This window comes from Pedobacter frigiditerrae (assembly GCF_004331645.1).
In the GTDB taxonomy this organism is placed as follows: domain Bacteria; phylum Bacteroidota; class Bacteroidia; order Sphingobacteriales; family Sphingobacteriaceae; genus Pedobacter; species Pedobacter frigiditerrae.
Map to the genome: position 1 here is coordinate 330634 of NZ_SJSK01000001.1, position 19589 is coordinate 350222.

The window sequence follows — 19589 nt, forward strand, 5'->3', positions numbered from 1 at the left end:
ATAGTTAAAACCCAAACTTATGAAAAAAATATTGACCATCATTTTAGCGTGCTTCCTATTTGTAGGATTTAAAGCTGCCAACCAAAGAATAATTACAGGTTTAGTAACAGACAGAGCAGATGGCCTGCAAATGGTTGGTGCAGATGTTAAAAGTTTGCCGAGTAATAAAGCTACCATAGTTGATATGGCTGGCAAGTTCTCTTTAAAAATCCCTATAACTGATACAGCAATTTCAGTTTCCTATTTAGGATATGAAACCCAAATTATTAAACTAAGTAAAAATAGCAATTACAACATTTCGATGACGGCAAACAGGCAAACACTAAATGAAATAGTAGTTACAGCTGGAGGATTAAACTTAAAAAGGCGTGAACAAGGAAGCCAGTCGACTACAATTTCAAGTCAAGAATTAAAAAATGCTAAACCCTTCAGTGTCCAATCTGCTTTGTCAGGTAAGGTTGCAGGACTATCTGCTAAATCAAATTCTTCGATAAAAATAAGAGGTAATAGTTCTGTTCAAATCATTAACAACACAGAAAGTTATAGTACTATCAGCGAAATCGGTTTTCGCAAAACGGATAAAGACCCCCTCTCAACATTTTCTATTGATGTAGATGCTGCTGCATATAGTAATGTTCGTCGTTTTATTAATAATGGCGGCTTACCCCCAAAAGATGCAGTCCGCATTGAAGAAATGGTAAATTATTTTGATTACGATTATGCACAGCCTACAGGAAAAGACCCAATAAATATTGTTACTGAAATCGCTCCAGCACCTTGGAACCCTAGCCATAGGTTATTGCATATTGGTTTACAAGCGAGAACTGTTTCAACTGAGAAATTACCCGCATCTAATCTTGTATTTTTAATTGATGTTTCTGGTTCAATGAGTGATGCAAACAAACTTCCTTTATTAGTTTCGTCTCTTAAACTACTAACCGACCAACTAAGGGAGAAAGATAAAGTTGCTATTGTAGTTTATGCTGGAAGTTCAGGTTTGGCTTTACCCTCAACTGCTGGCGACAATAAAACTGCCATAAAAGAAGCATTAAATAGATTAAATGCAGGTGGTTCTACCGCTGGCGGCGCTGGTTTGGCTTTAGCATATAAAGTAGCATCAGAAAACTTTATAAAAGGCGGCAACAACAGAATAATTCTAGCCACCGATGGTGATTTTAACGTTGGTCAAAGCAGTGATTTAGATATGCAAAAATTAATTGAAGAAAAGCGTAAAACCGGGGTATTTTTAACTGTTTTAGGATACGGAATGGGGAATTACAAAGACAGTAAAATGGAGACGCTAGCTGATAAAGGAAATGGAAATTATGCTTATATAGATAACATTTCCGAAGCTAAAAAAGTATTGGTTAATGAATTTGGAGGTACATTATTTACAGTTGCAAAAGATGTAAAGTTTCAATTAGAATTTAATCCTGCTAAAGTTCAGGCTTACCGTTTAATTGGCTATGAAAATAGAATGTTAAATAGCGAAGATTTTAATGATGACAAAAAAGATGCTGGCGAAATTGGCTCCGGGCATACGGTTACTGCACTTTATGAAATTATCCCAGTAGGTATAAAAAGTGAATTTATTGGTTCAGTTGATGCTTTGAAATATCAAAGAACTAAGAAAAATGTGGCAGAAAATGCAAGTGATGAAATGTTAACCATCAAATTACGCTATAAGGAACCTGATGGAAATACAAGTAAACTAATCCAAGAAACCGTGATTGATAATATAGTAAAGAAAAACATCACAATGAGTAGCAACTTCAACTTTTCTGCAGCGGTGGCCGAATTCGGCATGCTTTTACGCCAATCTGATTTTAAACAACAAAGTAATTTTGAACAGGTTATACAATTAGCCGAAGGTTCTTTAGGTAAAGACAAAGATGGCTATCGTTCAGAATTTTTAAGATTAGCAAAAGCGACACAATTAATGGCAAAGGATTTGCTTAGTATTGCAAATAGAAACGGTATTGAAGAAAATAAAAGATAAAATTTAATTCTTTTCGTTTAAAACACATAAAATGGAAATGATGAAAAAAATTAGCTTATACTTCTTTGCACTGGTTATTCTTAGCTTGAGTAGCTGTGATGTTCAAAGTCAAAATGCTATTGGCGGCATATTAAAGCAAATTCCTATGGGAGGAACGCCAACAACTTTAGAGATAAGTTCTGGTTTAAAACAAGCCTTAGAATTTGGAACAACAGCAGGAGCAGATAGACTTTCAGCAAAAGATGGCTTTTTTGGCAATTTAGCTGTTAAGATATTATTCCCAACAGAAGCACAAAAAGTAGAGAAAACCCTACGAAGTGTAGGTTTAAATTCACTTGCAGACAATGTGATTTTGAGTATAAATCGTGCCGCTGAAGACGCTGCAAAAGAAGCAAAGCCGATTTTTGTTTCTGCAATTAAACAAATGACGATTGCTGATGCAACAAATATTTTATTAGGCAATAAAAATTCTGCTACGGAATACTTTAAACGTGTAACTACAGCACAGCTGATGGAAAAATTTAGACCAGTAATTACAACGAGTTTAAGTAAAGTTGGCGCAACTAGATATTGGGGAGATGCAGCTACAGCTTATAACAAAATACCTTTGGTTAAACCTGTGAATACAGATTTATCTACTTATGTAGCACAAAAAGCAATAGATGGAATGTTTATTCAAGTAGCACAAGAAGAACTTAAAATTAGAGATAATATTAGCGCTCGTACTACTGGCTTATTACAAAAGGTATTCGGCTATGCGGATACGAAGAAATAAGAGACTTGTTTGCTAAGTCGTCGTTTTGTTGAGGCGCCTAAACACCTTATCGAATAGTCAAATCAAATAACTAACACAAATGTGGATTTGTGGATAAATTATTATCGAATTAAAACTAAAGAATTGCTAGCTTGTTCTATCAAAAACAAGGAACCACAATTTGATAAAAAAGTCCTGTGAACGGGCGATCCGTGAAGGGCAGGCACACCATAAATTAACCTAGTTAAGATAAAGCTTCGATTATAAATCGGGGCTTTATTGTTTTGAGAGTAGCCAAATAGTGAACATAACAAAGGAGTTTATTGAGACCAAGTGTAATTTTTTTACCTATCTTCCTTGGTCATTTATCATACTGCTCTTAACGTAACGCTAAGGTCCCAACAACCCTTACCTAAACCTTAAACGCTATCTCTCGGCACCTATAAAGACGAAGGATGAACGTAAGATGAACGAAGGATGGACGTAAGATGCTACCATCAACACTAAGGCTAAACTAACGTATGGCTGGTGCTTTCGCATTACCATTATCCATACCCTAAGCAGCTTAATTCGTTTTTTAATACTTTTTTGTTATGCTGAGCACTTCGACTACGCTCAGTGTGGCAGCACAAAAAAGATTACATTGATAGCTGGACTAAATATCCCCAAAACAACCGAACCCTGCTTTTCTAATTCTTATCCTAAACCTCCCATTTGTTTTTGGCCTTAATTTAAGGTACTTTTATACAGTATTTTACAACACGTAACATTGGATTTTAAAGATTTTAATTTTAACCCCGAACTTTTAGAGGGTTTACTGGCAATGGGTTTCAAAAACGCAACGCCTATACAACAACAAGCCATTCCGCTAATTTTAGCTAAAAAAGATTTAATTGCTTGTGCACAAACTGGAACAGGAAAAACAGGTGCCTTTTTATTGCCCATCATGAATATGCTTACCGAAAACCACGATAGGCACAACACCACCTTGATTTTAACACCTACAAGAGAACTTGCGCAACAAATAGATTTACAGGTTGAGGCACTTTCTTATTTCACCAATATCAGCTCATTAACGGTTTTTGGTGGCGGCGATGGTATTGCCTACGAACAGCAAAAACGTTCGATGCGTGAAGGTGTAGATATCATTATTGCTACACCTGGAAGGTTAATTGCACATCTTTCTAGTGGGCTTTTAAAAATGGACCAATTACAATACTTGGTATTAGATGAAGCTGATAGGATGTTGGACATGGGTTTTTACGAGGACATCATGAAAATAGTTGGCTACCTACCCAAAGAACGCCAAACGGTAATGTTTTCGGCTACCATGCCCCCTAAAATAAGGTCTTTGGCAGCTACACTATTAAAGGACCCAGAAAATATTAGTCTTGCCATTTCTAAACCTGCGGAAGGAATTAATCAGCAGATTTATTTTGTACATGATGAGCAAAAAGTATCTTTATTAACAGAGATTCTTAAACCTGCTACCTATAAACGCATTATTGTATTTGCAGGACGAAAAGAAAAAGTGAAGGAACTTGGCAAAGTTTTCAAAAAACTTGGTCAAAAGGTTGCCGCGTTTCATAGCGATTTAGAGCAAAAAGATCGTGAAGCGATCATGCTTGATTTTAAAAATAGCAAACTTGATGTTTTAATTGGAACTGACGTTTTAAGTAGAGGTATTGATGTAACAGGTATTGATTTAGTAATCAATTTTGATGCTCCACAAGACCCAGAGGATTATATCCATAGAATTGGCAGAACGGCAAGAGCTGCCACAACAGGAACTGCAATTACGTTTGTAAATAATAAGGATAAACGCAAATTGGCTAATATTGAGAAACTAATTGAGCGTAAGATTGATCGCATTGAATTACCAGCACATTTAGGTGAAGCACCTAAAGACGAACCTGCTGGCAAAGACGAAAAACCTTACGTAAAGAAAAAAAAGTTTTTTAAGAAGAAGCCAAAGGCGAGTACTTAGTATATAGTAGTTAGTATTTAGAGAAAATAAATCTAAGACTCCTTGTCTAACCACTAAATACTAACTACTAATTTCTTATCTTTAGTTATGCAAAATCTACCGCCATTAGCAGAACGGATGCGCCCTCAAAATCTGGACGAATATGTTGGTCAAAAGCATTTGGTTGGTCATGATGCGGTATTACGCAAAGCGATAGAAAGTGGTCAATTGCCATCAATGATTTTCTGGGGGCCACCAGGAGTTGGCAAAACTACTTTAGCCTCTATCATTTCCTTAAGTTTAGATAGACCTTTTTTTAACCTCAGCGCCATTAATTCTGGCGTTAAAGATATTCGCGAAGTTATTGATAAAGCCGCTGCCCTTAAAGACAGTTTCTTAGGATTGCCTATTTTATTTATTGATGAGATTCATCGTTTCAGCAAATCGCAACAAGATAGTTTATTGGGTGCTGTAGAACGAGGCTTAGTTACCTTGATTGGCGCTACAACAGAAAACCCAAGTTTCGAAGTTATTTCCGCTTTGCTATCTCGATGCCAAGTTTATATTTTACAAGCTTTAACAGAAGATGAACTTGCTGGCTTATTACAAACAGCAGTTGAAAAGGATGTCGTTTTAAAGGAAAAGAAAATCAAAATCAAAGAACATGAAGCTTTAATTCGTTTATCTGGTGGTGATGCCCGAAAATTATTGAACGTATTAGAAATTGCTGTAAATGGAATTGGCGGCAATAAAATTGAACTGACAAACGAGAATGTCCTCGCCCATGCACAACAAAACCTAGCTTTATATGATAAGGCTGGCGAGCAGCATTACGATATCATTTCTGCCTTTATTAAATCTATTCGTGGTAGCGACCCAAATGCAGCTGTTTATTGGTTGGCGAGAATGATTGAGGGTGGTGAAGACCCATTATTTATTGCCCGTAGATTATTGATTTTAGCATCAGAAGATATTGGAAATGCCAACCCTAATGCATTACTTTTAGCAAACAACTGTTTTACTGCTGTAAATGTGATTGGTTTTCCAGAGTCTAGAATAATTCTATCGCAATGTGTAACTTACTTGGCTTCAAGCGCTAAGAGTAACGCAAGTTATGAAGCCATAAATAAAGCACAGGCTTTGGTGAAACAAACTGGTAATTTACCAGTCCCATTACATATTCGCAATGCACCAACAAAGTTGATGAAGAACATTGGTTATGGAAAAGACTACCAATATGCTCATGGATATGAAGGTAATTTCTCTGAGCAGGAGTATTTCCCAGAGCAGCTAAGTGGAACAAAATTATACGACCCGGGCAAAAATCCGGCAGAAGAAAAATTGAGAGAGAAATTGAAACAGAATTGGAAAAACAAATACAACTATTAATATGCTATCAACTTTTTTAAGCCATCAATGGAAAGATTTTTGGCGTAGCCGAAACAAAGCTGGCAGTATTGCTGCTCAAATTCTACTTGGTTTTTTTATGCTCTATTTCTTAGTGGCGGCTATTGGGCTTGGCTTTGGAATGAGTTACCTCATCCAAGAATTCTTTCCCAGCAAGAATGTTATTGTAATTTTTAACGGGTTTATTTTATATTATTTCTTGTTTGATTTAGGTATTAGAACACAAATGCAAGAACTACCAACACTAAGTATAATTCCTTATTTGCATTTAAATATCAGTAAAAAGACAATCGTTAATTTCTTGAACATAAAATCGTTGTTCTCGTTCTTTAATCTTTTGCCATTGTTTATTTTTATTCCTTTTAGCATTATTAAAATTGGGACAACTTATGGCGCAATAACTGGGATAATGTATATCGTATCTATTCTTTCGCTTACAGTTTTCAATAATTATTTGGTGCTGTATCTAAAAAGAAAATCAATAAATAACATTGCATATTTCGGTTTAATTATTGGTTTTGTTGCTGTATTTGCTGGTCTGGATTATTACAACATTGTTTCCGTAAGGGCTGCATCAAACTTTATTTTTATGACTGTTGTAAAATATCCTTTCTTAGGATTGGCATTTACTTTAGCAGCGGGAATAATATTCTTTATCAATTCTATTTACCTACGCACTAATTTATATACAGAAGAGTTAAGTACAAAAGATGATAAAAAAGTAAGTACTGATTATGCCTTTTTAAATCGTTATGGTAAAGTTGGTGAATTGGCAGCATTAGAATTAAAATTGATTTTAAGGCATAAGCGTTCTCGTGGTTCTATCTTTATGGGGTTTGCTTTTCTCGCTTATGGCTTTATCTTTTATAAAGCACCTATGATAGCGAAGGACGAATTTGGAAAAATGCTTTTTGCTGCACTATTTATGACAGGCATTACCATCATTTCTTACGGACAGTTTATGTTTGCTTGGCAAAGCACTCATTTTGATGGCTTGCTAGTCAACAAGATTGATTTCAAGAATTTCATTAAGGCTAAATTCCTATTGTTTACCATTAGCTGTACTATTATAACTCTTTTGGCCAGTTTTTATGGTTTCATGAGTTATAAGCTTTTGTTGATGCATTTGGCAGCTTATCTCTATAACATCGGCTTTGCTACAGTAATTGTACTTTATTTTGCTACAATGAATTATAAACGATTGGACCTTACTAAAGGTGCGAGCTTTAATTGGCAGGGTGTGGGTGCCACTCAGTGGATTTTGGGCCTGCCATTTATTTTAGTTCCAGTTTTTATTTATTTACCTTTTGGCATATTAAATAAACCTTATTGGGGTTTAGCAGCCATTGCAATTTTCGGATTAATTACATTATTGATGCGTAACTTCTGGATAAACTTACTAGTTAAAAGATTTGAGAAACAACGTTATAAAATAGCTGAAGGCTTTAGAGAATAAGATATGTTAGAGATTAAACAATTAAAAAAATCATACGGTGGTCGCACTGTAGTTGACATTAAAAGCTTGAACATTCGTGCAGGCGAAACCGTTGGTTTAGTGGGTAATAATGGTGCAGGAAAAACAACCATGTTTAGAATGTTGCTTGATTTAATTAGACCCGATAGCGGCGAAGTTTTATCAAAAGACCAAAATGTGGCCAATAACGACCATTGGAAAGATTATACCGCTTCTTATTTAGATGAAGGTTTTTTAATAGATTATTTAACTCCAGAAGAATATTTCATTTTCATTGGTGGCTTACATCATTTAAGCGTAGCTGATGTTGCTGATTATTTGAAACAATACGATGAATTTTTTAATGGCGAAATTTTAAATCGAGGTAAATATATAAGAGATTTCTCTAAAGGAAACCAGAACAAAGTTGGCATTGCAGCAGCGCTGATGCAAAAGCCTGAGCTTTTGGTATTGGATGAACCTTTTGCAAATTTAGACCCAACTACGCAAATTAGATTAAAGACTTTGATTAAGTCCTTAAAAGCGACACATCGTTTAACTACTTTAATTTCTAGTCACGATTTAAATCATGTAACTGATGTTTGTGATAGGATTATCCTTTTAGAAAAAGGGTTAGTCATTAAAGACTTCCATACAGATGAAAATACATTGAAGGAATTGGAAGCTTATTTTGCAGAGTAAGCTCCCTTCACCCACTCTTAAAAGAGAAGGCTAACAGATTAATGTATAGAATTATGGTCAATCGGATACCCAATTTGAGGTATAAGATTGGCCATTTTATTTGATTAAATAAAAACTAAGATTATAGATTTTCAATTTAAATCGCTGTGTGACAATAAAAAAGAAGGCTTTTTACAACAATCGAATAATTAGTGCTGCACTTGGCACTAGGTTTGAATAACGCTTATTACTAAATTAAATTGTAATAAAATGATGACTTCAAAATTCAAAATAGCAACATTAAGTATTGCCCTATCATTAGGAGCAATGACATTTCAAGGTTGTGATAGTTTAACGAACACACAAAAAGGTGCTGGTATTGGCGCTGCAGCTGGCGGTGTTATTGGCGGTATTATTGGTAAAAAAGCAGGTAACACTGCAGTAGGTGCAATTATTGGTGCTGCTGTTGGTGGTACAGCTGGTGGTTTCATTGGTAAAAGAATGGATAAACAAGCTGCCGAAATTCAAAATGCAATTCCAAATGCGGAGGTAATTCGTGAAGGTGAAGGTATCATCGTTAAATTTGACAGTGGTATTTTATTCGACTTTGATAAGTTTGCTTTAAAAGATGCTGCTAAAACTAACATCCAATCTTTAGCTACTTCATTGAATCAATATCCAGGTACTGATATTAAAGTTATCGGACATACAGATAGCCGTGGTACTGAAGAATATAACATGACACTTTCTCAAAAGAGAGCTGCAGCTGTTAAAGCTTATGCTGTTTCTCAAGGTGTTCCTGCTTCACGTTTAATTACTGTTGGTAAAGGTTTTGCAGAGCCAATTGGCGATAACGCAACTGAAGCTGGTAGAGCAGAAAACAGAAGAGTAGAGATTGTAATCGTTGCAAACGATCAATTGAAAAAAGAAGCTGCTGCCTCAGGCAAATAATAAAATTTATATTTACCTATATAAACTTAAAAGCCCCGTTGCATTAATTTGTTTCGGGGTTTTTTAATGTTAAATTTAGCGTTAACGATGGAAGCGGCATCCTTTTTGGCTATTATCCTGAGTGTAATCGAAGGACAGCTAAAAAGATACAGCGGACAGCGTGTTAAAACGCCCAAATTATTAATCGCAAATTAGACCCTTCGACTTCGCTCAGGGTGACTAACAACTTTAAGAATAAATATCCTCGAAATAAGTTATTGCTAAACCTTTAAGCAACAACTCTTGCTCCATTAAAGCATAAGATGGGACCGGCTTTACCAACTTCCAATGTGGCCAACCATCCTGGTCTAATCCTTCTAATTCGTAAAAACCCATTTCACTTAACAAACGACAAGTTGCAATATGCATTAACTCTTCTTTTTGCCTTTTACTGTATTTACCTGGGCCTTTGCCTAATTCTTGAACGCCAATTAAAAACAGAATCACTTTCAAATCTGGTGTATCAGAATCAAATTCTTCAGAAATTTTTTTCTGTAACTCTTTCCATTTAGCGTGTATTTCTGCTGGCTTCATGGTACAAATATACTTTTATGACAAACAGTTTAACGCACATATAAGTCAAATTTTTAGCTTTGTGTCATGAACAGTAAAATCAACACTGGCCTATTGGCTTATGGTATGTCTGGCAAGGTATTTCATGCACCATTTGTAAGTACACATCCAGGTTTCAATTTAAAAGGTATTGTAGAGCGAAATCGTAAAATCGCTCAAGATGATTACCCAGAAATTATTAGTTATAACAGTGTTGAAGAATTGTTAAATGATGATACAATTGATTTAGTTATCATTAACACACCCAATAACACACATTATGAATATGCTAAGCAAGCATTAAAAGCAGGCAAGCATGTTTTGGTAGAAAAACCATTTACTGCTACTACAGTACAAGCAAAAGAACTATTCGCTTTAGCAAAAAGTGTAGGTAAAAAAGCCTTCATTTATCAAAATAGAAGATACGATAGTGGTTTTAATGCAGTAAAAAAAGTAATTGAAAGTGGCAAATTAGGCAAATTAGTTGAGGTTCATTTTCGTTATGATAGATACAGGAATGAAATAAGTCCGAAAACTTTTAAGGAGGAATTAGTAGAAGCAACAGGTTTGCAATATGATTTAGGTCCACACCTATTAGACCAAGCTATTGCTTTATTTGGCAAGCCAGAAAAGTTTAATAAAATACTAAGCAAAAATCGTGTTAACACAAAGGTTGATGATTACTTTGCTATCCAATTGACTTATCCAAATGAACTAAATGTTTTTCTTACAGCAAGTATGTTGGTTGTAGATATCCAATCCGCATTTGTGGTAAATGGAATGATGGGTTCGTTTAGCAAGAACCATGCTGATGTTCAGGAAGCACAATTACTAAAAGGAATGAAACCAACTGAAGATGGTTATGGGATTGAAAATCCTGATGATGCGGGGAAATTAACATTGGTTACTGAAGATGGTGGAAGAACGGCAGACTTTATAGCTTCAGAAAAAGGAGATTATCCTGGGATATTTGAAGCTGTTTATCAGAACATAGTTAACGAAAAACCTTATCCAATTACAGAGGAAGATATTTTAACACAATTGGAAATATTGGAGAGTTAACCCCTAAATCCCCTAAAGGGGACTTTATAAATTCTTCATCAGCGCTGCTAAAAATTCAGTGGGTACTTCTAAGTGAGGGATATGCCCACAGTTTTCAAATTCTATAAGTTTAGCATTAGGAATTTTAGTGGCTGTTTCCTTCCCTAAAATTTTATACCGACCGTGTTTGGCTTGTTCTTCTAAACTTAACAACGCCTTGCCTACAATTGTTTTATCTTCCTTGCCAATAAACAAAACTGTTGGCACTTTTAAATTGGCAAATTCATAAACCACAGGCTGTTCAAATATCATTGTAAAAGTCATTGCTGCAACTTTAGCATATCGAGGAAAATCTGAGCTAAAAGTTGGCCCTGCAGCTATACGAACTAACTCGTCATATTCTGATTTCCACTTGGTGAAATAAGAAGTTTGATAATATTTTTTAATGCTTTCTGCATTAGCTTTCAACTCTGTTTTATATTGTTGCTGTGTATTGATGTAAGGCAAGAACGTTTTGTAATCTTCTAAGCCTATAGGATTTTCCAATAATAGCTTCTCTGTTTTTTCGGGAAAAAGTAAAGCAAAACGAGTAGCTAACATTCCACCCATCGAATGCCCTAAAATTGATGTTTTTTGAACACCAAGACTATCCAACAGTTGCTTATTCCATTTAGCCATTTGATGAAAACTATAATGTATAAAAGCCTTTGACGATTTACCAAAGCCGATTTGGTCAGGCACAACAACTCTGAATCCTTTTGCTGATAATACTTTAATTACGTTAGTCCAATAATATCCTCCAAAATTTTTACCGTGAAATAAAACGACTGTTTTACCATTTGAGGTTGCAGCTGGTGCAATATCCATATAAGCCATTTTTAAATCTTGACCTTCAGCCGGGACATTAAAGAACTGAACATTATAAGCATATTTTACATTTTCTAAAGTAATAGATAAAGTATCTTGTTTTTGAGCTAAGACATTCATTCCGAAGGATAGACAGATAATGGCTAAGAAAAATGGTTTCATATTTATTAAACGTTGATAAAAGAAAACAATGATTACTCTTGATTGTGTTAAATTTAACCATTATTTATACTTTTGCGCCACCAAATAGAAATACATGACAGTTTACGAAATCGGTTCTGGGCAATTATCATTGTCCACTATTGAGCTAATAATTGAAGAAAATTTAACTATAAAATTATCTACTCAAGCTATAGAACGCATTGAGAAATGCAGAAAATACCTCGATGATAAATTAAGCAATAACGAAGACCCGATTTACGGTATCAATACTGGATTTGGCTATTTACAAAACGTAAAGATTGAGGCAGAAAATCTTACTCAACTTCAACATAATTTATTGTTATCTCACGCTTGTGGAACCGGGCAAGAAGTACCAAATGAGGTTGTAAAATTGATGCTGCTGTTAAAGATACAATCGCTAAGTTATGGTCATTCGGCTATTGCCTTAACAACCGTACAAAGGCTAGTAGATTTTTACAACCACGATATTCTACCTATAATTTATACACAGGGTTCTTTAGGTGCATCTGGCGATTTAGCCCCATTGGCACACTTGGCATTACCTTTAATTGGCGAAGGGGAAGTTTATTATCAAGGCAAGAAAATTACCACCAAACAGCTTTATCAAAATTTAGGTTGGTCGTCTTTAACCTTGCAGAGCAAAGAGGGTTTAGCCTTGATAAATGGAACACAGTTCATGAGTGCTTATGGGACTTTCTGTTTGCTAAAAGCCCAACAGTTTTCTGTGTGGGCTGATGCAATTGCTGCCATTTCAATAGATGCATTTGATTGCAGAATTGACCCATTTTTAACTTTGAGTCACCTCATTAGGCCACACCAAGGGCAAATTGCCACCGCTGCAAGTATTAATAACTGGCTAGAAGGAAGTGAATTAATTGCTAGAAAAGGCAAACAAACCCAAGACCCTTATTCTTTCCGTTGCGTGCCACAGGTGCATGGTGCAAGTAAGGATAGTATCAATTACATTAAGTCTGTATTTGAAACCGAAATGAATTCGGTAACAGATAATCCGAATGTTTTTCCTGATGAGGATTTAATTATTTCAGCTGGCAATTTCCATGGACAGCCTTTGGCGTTAACATTAGATTTTCTGTGTTTGGCATTGGCCGAATTGGGTTCTATCTCAGAACGAAGAATTTTCCAATTGATTTCCGGAACAAGAGGACTACCTCCATTCTTAGTTAAAAATGCTGGATTAAATTCGGGATTAATGATTACTCAATATACAGCAGCCTCAATTGCAAGTGAGAATAAACAATTGTGTACACCTGCTTCTGTAGATAGCATTGTGAGCAGTAACGGACAAGAAGACCATGTAAGTATGGGGGCAAATGCTGCAACAAAATGTCTTCGCGTTTGCGATAATTTAGAAAGAATTTTGGCTATAGAACTCCTAACAGCAAGCCAAGCACTAGAATTAAGATTGCCAGAAAAATCATCAGTTAAAATTGAAAAATTGGTGAATGATTATCGAAAAGTTGTTTCCTTTAACGAGGCTGATCGGATTTTATCAACTGACATCAAAGTGAGCGTTGAGTTTATGAGGGATAGAAAAATCTAAATAGTCATCGGATGAATATTGGTTGCATTGCCCATATTCATCCGATGATTAAAACTTACTTCTTATACATTTGGTTCAAATTAACCGCAGGCATTTGCACCTGAGTTTCGTCTGAAAGTTTACCTGAACAGTTTGAAACCTTAATATTTCCCAATTTCACATCGGCTATGCCATTTGTAATCAAGCTCAAATTGTTAATGGTGTATTTGTTCTGAACATCACGGTCTCCAATAAACTCAATTTCACATTTACCATTAGTGGTAATTGAAACATTCTCAAAAGAACTCTCTTCACTATAAAAATTAGTGTTGTGCAAATCTAATTTAATAGATTTAATATCATCTTCCCTAAAACGAATACCTTCAACATCGGCTGTTTTTACATTTAATTGTTTAATATGTGTTTCAGAATCAAATGAAATACCTGTAGATTTTTGAATACTTAAACTTAAAGTATCTGTTACAGCCATGATGTTGATGTCATTTGCATTCGACACATTTAAGCTCTTTATAGTTGGAGAATAAACATAAATGTTTATATAATACCTGTGTCTATTTTCTTCAGATTTAGGTTTATCTTTAATTACAATCTGTAACTGACCATTTGTATCAACGGTTGCAGTGACTAAACCTTTTAAATCATCCTGGATTTTAACGCCGAACTTATCGTCTTTAATAAACTGTACATTTAACACCATTCCTTTAGCATCTGCAATATTAACAGATTCAAATGGAGATGAAATAGCTAAGCTTTCCATATTTTTAGTGGGTGTGCTAAAATTTTCAATTTTAAGAACATTCTCTTTGTAAGTTCCAGTTTTATACATTGTTGCAGATACAAATATCATCCCAAAAAACGGAATTAAAATAAGTGAAGCTGCAAAAGCGATTAATAATTTATTACTTAATTTCATCTCTTTAAGGATTAAAAGTTTCTTTAACAAAAGTGTTGTAGCGAGTTTCTAATTCATCAAACCCGATGTTTAACAAGTAAACATTTCTAAAAACTACAGGTAGTTCTTCTTCTATAAATTGTGTTTTTAGGTAGTCCTTTACATTTTTCAATGCATCTTCGGCTACGAAAAACCCAATACCCCTTTTGTTGCTAATTATATTTTTGTTCTGCAGTAACTCGTAAGTACGCATTACTGTATTCGGGTTTACCTCTAGCGTTACTGCCATTTCCCTAACCGAGGAAACTTTCTCGTCTACTTTCCATTTGCCAAGTAAAATATGCTCACAAACGTAAGCTGCTATTTGAAGGTATATTGCCTTGTTATCTCTAAATTCCATATCTATACCGTTTAAAATTAAACCTCTTTTTCTTTAAGGCGTACATAAGTGATGCTCCAGAATATTGCAGTAAGAGTTACTATTAAAAGTACACCCAACCATTCTCCTGTATTCTGCGACATATGGTTCATGTTTCTGTTTTCTTGGTCAATCATAATCTTCCCTTCAAATAACCACTCACCTGACTTAACTACAATGGCAGTCCAGATTCCCGAGAAAATCATTACACAAATTGCAGTTTTAATGTAGTGGAATTTATTAAAGAAGATTGAACCCAATAAGAAAACACTGGTCACAAAAAATGGGAAGAAATACAATGGAAGAAATTTATCACGACCACTATATTTGCTGAAAAAGTAAGCGATGTGATCAATACTTGTTATTTCCTTACCATTGTGTACATAAGGTGTAATTTGTTCTACACTGGTATACATTCCTCTTAGTTTTGATACGAATGCCAAGTCTGTAATGTAAAACAAGAATAAAAAACTTACGATTGACAAAATTGAAGTAAAGAAAACTCCAGTTAAAAACTTTTCAAAAGTTGAGGCTGGTATCAACAAATCAATAATCGCCTTTGGTTTTTGACCCAAGTGTGCAAAATAACTACTTGCAATTATACTGATAAAGATGAAGCCGAAAATTAAAAATAAGGGCTCTCTAAAGTTCAGGTCTCTTGGAGAAAACGAATCTGCGTAAGTGAAGGCTTTCCATAAGGCGAAACCATAAAATGCAACGATTACACCTAATGCAACCAATAAGCTGATCAAATAAATTTTGCCAAATTCTAGCCATTGTCTCTTCAACAAAAGACCAAAACGTTGTATGTTAAATGTGTTGTTCATGTCTGTTTAAGATTTAGTTAAAAATTGGTTTTAGTTTATTTTTTTCCGCCAATACAGCATTAAATAGCAACTCTAAGTCGAGCTTACTATCTTCTTTATGAAAGTTTGGCATTACGGCATTGAAACCAGCTAGTGATGGCTCTGAATAGATTACTGTTTCATCAATTTCTTTAACTCGTTTAAATACCAATTTGTCAGTAATCTCTTCTACCGATGCTTTTAAGGCAACGCTATTTTCATCAAGCATAATCACTGTATCAATTAGGTTATCTAAATCTCTTACTTGGTGCGTAGAGATGATAATACATCTATCTTCTGTTAATGCCGATGCCATGATTTTACGAAATTGTGCTTTTGAAGGAATATCCAAACCATTTGTAGGCTCATCCATGATGATTAGTTTGGCATTTGTAGCTAAGCCAAAGGCGATGATTACCTTTTTCTTCTGACCATAAGACATATTAATTAATTTCTGTCCTACCGGAATATCAAACTCTGCTAACAGGCTCGTAAAATAAGGATGGTCGAAGTTTGGGTAAAAAACTGCATTTGCTTTTACATAAGCATCTATTTTAACCGATGGCAAATAAAACTCTTCTGGAATAAAACAGATTTGCTCTAATAAAGCAGGTTGACGCTTTGCAGGATTATAGCCTAACACATCCATACTTCCGCTTTCAGCGTACACCAATCCGGCTAGGTTTTTTAATAAGGTTGATTTACCAGCACCGTTCTTGCCAAGCAATCCATATATATGACCATTGCTTAATTGCATGCTCAAGTTTTTGAATAACAGTTGATGTTTGCTGTAACCAAAATTTAGGTTGTTAATTTTAATCATTCTCTACTGTATTAGTTAAATAATACACTAAAGTATGAGCTATTTTTGAAACCACCAAATTATTTGTGATTTATTTTTCTTTTTATCATTCTATTTTGTCATTCTGACGAAGCCTGCCTACTGGACAGTCAGGGAAGAATCTCATTAAAGGAATTCTGAACAGAGGTCCTTCGCAGGCTCAGGACGACAAATGCGCATTAAAAAAGCCACAAATTCGCAGATTTAAAATCTGTTAATCTGTGGCTAATAATTTGTTTCGGTCGGTGAGGCAACAACCGATAGGCTGCAGCTTTGCAAACCAATGAACAATTGAACTAATGAACTAGTGATCCAATATTTACAAAAGAGGAACGCTAATACCCAAGCTCACGTTTCTTCCTGGATTATAAATTCCTTCTGGTTTATATCTACTTTGGTGATTGTAATAAAGTTTATCAGTTAAATTTTGTCCGGTTAACCAGATATTGATTTTACCATTTTTAACTTTTAAAGAAGTTCCGATACCTGCATCTAATAAAGTATAACCATCAGTCTCTGTCTCAAAACTATCAAAGCGATTTTGTTTAAAAACGTTTGTAACTCCAACTTTAATAAAGCTATCGCTTAATCCTTTAATTGTTGGCTCAAAACGTAATTCATTATTTAAACTAGCTGCTGGTATAAATGGCAATGCAGAATTATCTGCTAAGTTTTTTGCCCGTACGTAAGCAAATGTGTTTTCAAAGTGAAGTGATTTAATCAAATGGAAATCTATAGATGCTTCTCCGCCTAAAAATTGCGCATCAGTTTGCACAAAACGATATAGAGGTAAAATACTAGTTGTTCCATCCTCTTCATCATACGGGATAGTTTCATTATTGAAATTACCTGGATAAATGTAATTGTAAATGCGATTGCTATAAGCATTCAATCCTAAGGTTACTTTCTCCGCATTATATGCTAAACCTAAATCAAATTGCAAACTTGTTTCTTGCTTCAAATTGCTGTTTCCAACTTCGTATCTAAAAGTACCTTCATGTTTACCATTTGCGCCAAGTTCGGCAATATTTGGCGCCCTAAAACCAGAACCCACATTTCCTTTTAGGTTTAAGTTTTTAGCCAATTCAAAAGCAAAACCTAGCGAGCCAGAAATATTTGAGAAGTTGTTGTTAAAAGCTTTAAAAACTTGAGTTCCATTTTCAAATAAGTCAGCACCATCTATATTTTTATAATCATAACGCACACCTGCATTTAACGCACCATTTTTAAAGTTGCGTTTCAAATAGGCAAAAACTCCTATATTATCACTCACATAATCTGGAATTAAAAACTCATCGCCAGCATTTACATTGGTTTGATGCATTCCTTGTACACCAATTGTTGGCTCCCAAGTTCCACTGTTGGCGAAAGAATATTTAACATCATAGGTATAAGAGTTTAATCCTAAATTTAATCCAGGTTCATCCTTACTTTCTTCAAATTCTTTACGAATGTTTCTTTGCAAGGCCAAGGTGGTTTTCAATTGTCCACCGCCTAAAAGGATGTTACTATTTATTGCAGCACGATAATGATTAATGTTTTGAAAAGGTAATCCTAGTTTTCTTGTCCTAGCATCACTGTTTGAAATTACATTACCATCTTCATCTAAATAATCGCCATTAGCATCTGGACCTTCCTCTACTAAACCAACATTGGTATTAAATCTCGATAAGCTTAAATGCGCATAACCCCAAGTTTTATTTAAACCAAGCATTGTGCTAAAATTAGTCTCGTTAAATCCCGAGTTCGGTACTGTTTTATCTTTGTAGCTAAACCCGTAAGCATTTTTGTAAGAAACACGACCGCGATAAACAAAACCATTTGTATTGCCCTGCAACATTAAAGAAGAAGCAGTTAAACCGTTATTAGTTCCATGGCTAGTTGTGAAATTTCCATTAAAATCTCCTGCTGGCGGCACCAAATCATCAATAATATTGATTACCCCACCCAAAGCATCAGAACCATAAAGTAAACTTGCAGGCCCTTTTAAAATCTCAATTCTATTGGCAGAAAACTGGTCTACTTCTGCGCCATGTTCATCGCCCCATTGTTGGGCTTCTTCTCGTGCTCCATCAACAATAGTTAAAACCCTGTTATACCCTAAACCTCTAATTGAAGGTTTTGAAATAGCGCCACCAGTGGTTACTTGAGAAATTCCAGGAACTTTAGAAATGGCATCAATAATATTTGTACCAGCAGATTGAGCTAACTTTTCTCGATTTACAGAAACTACTGCCAAACTATTTGTTTTGTTATTAGAGCTATAAGGTGTTCCGGTAATTACTACCTCAGCGCTTTCAATAACAGAAGATTCTAAAGCAAAAGTAATTTCTTTAGCTAAGCTTAAATCTACTTGCTGAGAAGTAGTTTTATAGCCAACGTATCTAACCTCTACCAAAAACTTTCCTTTTGCCGGTACATTGGTAAAAGTAAACTCTCCATTTACATTGGTTGTAGTGGTGGCTTTTAAATCTGAGATATAAACAGTAGCGCCAGAAAGTGGCTCTTTTGTATTGGCATCGGTAACCTTCCCTTTAAATTCTGCTAAAACATTGGCATAAGTTGGTAGGGTAAAAAAAGTAACTAGTACAACCAGTAATAGGTGTATCTTTTTCATAATAATATATTTAAGATAAAGAGGAATAGCTGAAGCCATCCATTTATCGAACAATTAGACAATAAATTTTTAGTAATTGCGTCACCCTGAATTTTTCAGTAGCTTCTATTGAATTTTTGACTTCAAGAAAGCTTCTCTGCTTATTTCAGGGTCTTTGGTGATTTAACAATGCATAAAAGATGCTGAAATAATCCAGGTAATTATCGGGACAGCATGACGCCTCTAGAAGTATTATGAAAAAACTGGAGGTCCTCTTAGTGAGGTAGAAATCAGTTCGGTGTATGAACTGGTTACAATTGGTATATTTTTAGACATCAACTTACTATTTAAATAAGTGATGAAAGTTGCACTTGAAATGGTATAATTTTTCTCGAAATGAGCTTTACAAATTAAACAGGTATCTGCATTGGTTTTAACGTGAACCTTATGTGTGCAGTTTTTCTCGACTGAACTAGTAGCGACCTCTGCGTGATGATGCAAAGCGCTCCAAGGTGTAATGGCAAGGGAAAATACCCAAAGCAT

The 19589-nt window shown here is 35.0% G+C and carries 17 protein-coding genes; 9 read left to right on the forward strand and 8 right to left on the reverse strand.

The features are described from left to right. The first annotated feature begins 19 nt into the window (after positions 1-19). From EZ428_RS01420 to EZ428_RS01450, 7 genes are all read left to right on the forward strand, one after another. Positions 20-1999 carry a vWA domain-containing protein gene (locus tag EZ428_RS01420; protein ID WP_131551326.1) on the forward strand — a complete coding sequence of 660 codons (1980 nt, stop codon included), beginning with the start codon at positions 20-22 and terminating at the stop codon, positions 1997-1999. Between the two features lie 40 nt (positions 2000-2039). Continuing rightward, positions 2040-2774, forward strand: coding sequence for a DUF4197 domain-containing protein (locus tag EZ428_RS01425; RefSeq protein WP_131552427.1), 735 nt, complete (start codon positions 2040-2042; stop codon positions 2772-2774). 748 nt (positions 2775-3522) lie between these two features. Next, positions 3523-4740, forward strand: coding sequence for a DEAD/DEAH box helicase (locus EZ428_RS01430; protein ID WP_205945583.1), 1218 nt, complete (start codon positions 3523-3525; stop codon positions 4738-4740). An 87-nt stretch (positions 4741-4827) separates the two neighbouring features. After that, positions 4828-6108 (forward strand): replication-associated recombination protein A, encoded by a 1281-nt coding sequence (locus tag EZ428_RS01435; protein ID WP_131551327.1) that lies wholly within the window; start codon positions 4828-4830, stop codon positions 6106-6108. A 1-nt stretch (position 6109) separates the two neighbouring features. Then, positions 6110-7582, forward strand: coding sequence for a DUF5687 family protein (locus EZ428_RS01440; protein ID WP_131551328.1), 1473 nt, complete (start codon positions 6110-6112; stop codon positions 7580-7582). 3 nt (positions 7583-7585) lie between these two features. Continuing rightward, positions 7586-8281, forward strand: a complete 696-nt coding sequence (locus EZ428_RS01445; RefSeq protein WP_131551329.1) for an ABC transporter ATP-binding protein — start codon at positions 7586-7588, stop codon at positions 8279-8281. Between the two features lie 249 nt (positions 8282-8530). Continuing rightward, a complete protein-coding gene (locus tag EZ428_RS01450; protein WP_131551330.1) occupies positions 8531-9211 on the forward strand; it encodes an OmpA family protein in 681 nt (226 codons plus the stop codon). 228 nt (positions 9212-9439) lie between these two features. On the opposite strand, the gene EZ428_RS01455 is transcribed toward EZ428_RS01450, so the two are convergent. Continuing rightward, complete coding sequence (locus tag EZ428_RS01455; RefSeq protein ID WP_131551331.1) at positions 9440-9784, reverse strand: hypothetical protein; 345 nt, start codon at positions 9782-9784, stop codon at positions 9440-9442. A gap of 66 nt (positions 9785-9850) precedes the next feature. Here EZ428_RS01455 and EZ428_RS01460 point away from each other — a divergent pair, with 66 nt between their 5' ends. Beyond that, the gene (locus EZ428_RS01460; RefSeq protein WP_131551332.1) at positions 9851-10864 is read left to right on the forward strand and encodes a Gfo/Idh/MocA family oxidoreductase; all 1014 of its coding nucleotides are present in this window, start codon (positions 9851-9853) and stop codon (positions 10862-10864) included. 24 nt (positions 10865-10888) lie between these two features. Here the strand turns inward: EZ428_RS01460 and EZ428_RS01465 are convergent, their stop codons facing one another. Beyond that, positions 10889-11872 (reverse strand): alpha/beta fold hydrolase, encoded by a 984-nt coding sequence (locus EZ428_RS01465; RefSeq protein WP_131551333.1) that lies wholly within the window; start codon positions 11870-11872, stop codon positions 10889-10891. A 94-nt stretch (positions 11873-11966) separates the two neighbouring features. Between EZ428_RS01465 and hutH the strand changes: the two genes are divergently transcribed. Further along, complete coding sequence (gene hutH / locus EZ428_RS01470; RefSeq protein ID WP_131551334.1) at positions 11967-13454, forward strand: histidine ammonia-lyase; 1488 nt, start codon at positions 11967-11969, stop codon at positions 13452-13454. A gap of 55 nt (positions 13455-13509) precedes the next feature. On the opposite strand, the gene EZ428_RS01475 is transcribed toward hutH, so the two are convergent. The 6 genes from EZ428_RS01475 to EZ428_RS01500 form a co-directional block, all read right to left on the reverse strand. Continuing rightward, on the reverse strand, positions 13510-14367 hold the full coding sequence (locus tag EZ428_RS01475; RefSeq protein ID WP_131551335.1) for a GIN domain-containing protein: 858 nt from the start codon (positions 14365-14367) through the stop codon (positions 13510-13512). Between the two features lie 4 nt (positions 14368-14371). Further along, entirely contained in the window at positions 14372-14746 is a 375-nt protein-coding gene (locus tag EZ428_RS01480) for a GntR family transcriptional regulator (protein ID WP_131551336.1), read from the reverse strand. A 17-nt stretch (positions 14747-14763) separates the two neighbouring features. Next, entirely contained in the window at positions 14764-15591 is an 828-nt protein-coding gene (locus EZ428_RS01485; protein WP_131551337.1) for a hypothetical protein, read from the reverse strand. 13 nt (positions 15592-15604) lie between these two features. Then, complete coding sequence (locus EZ428_RS01490) at positions 15605-16432, reverse strand: ABC transporter ATP-binding protein (RefSeq protein WP_131551338.1); 828 nt, start codon at positions 16430-16432, stop codon at positions 15605-15607. A gap of 337 nt (positions 16433-16769) precedes the next feature. Further along, on the reverse strand, positions 16770-19067 hold the full coding sequence (locus tag EZ428_RS01495; RefSeq protein WP_131551339.1) for a TonB-dependent receptor: 2298 nt from the start codon (positions 19065-19067) through the stop codon (positions 16770-16772). Positions 19068-19298: 231 nt separating this feature from the next. Next, positions 19299-19589, reverse strand: a complete 291-nt coding sequence (locus EZ428_RS01500; RefSeq protein ID WP_131551340.1) for a hypothetical protein — start codon at positions 19587-19589, stop codon at positions 19299-19301.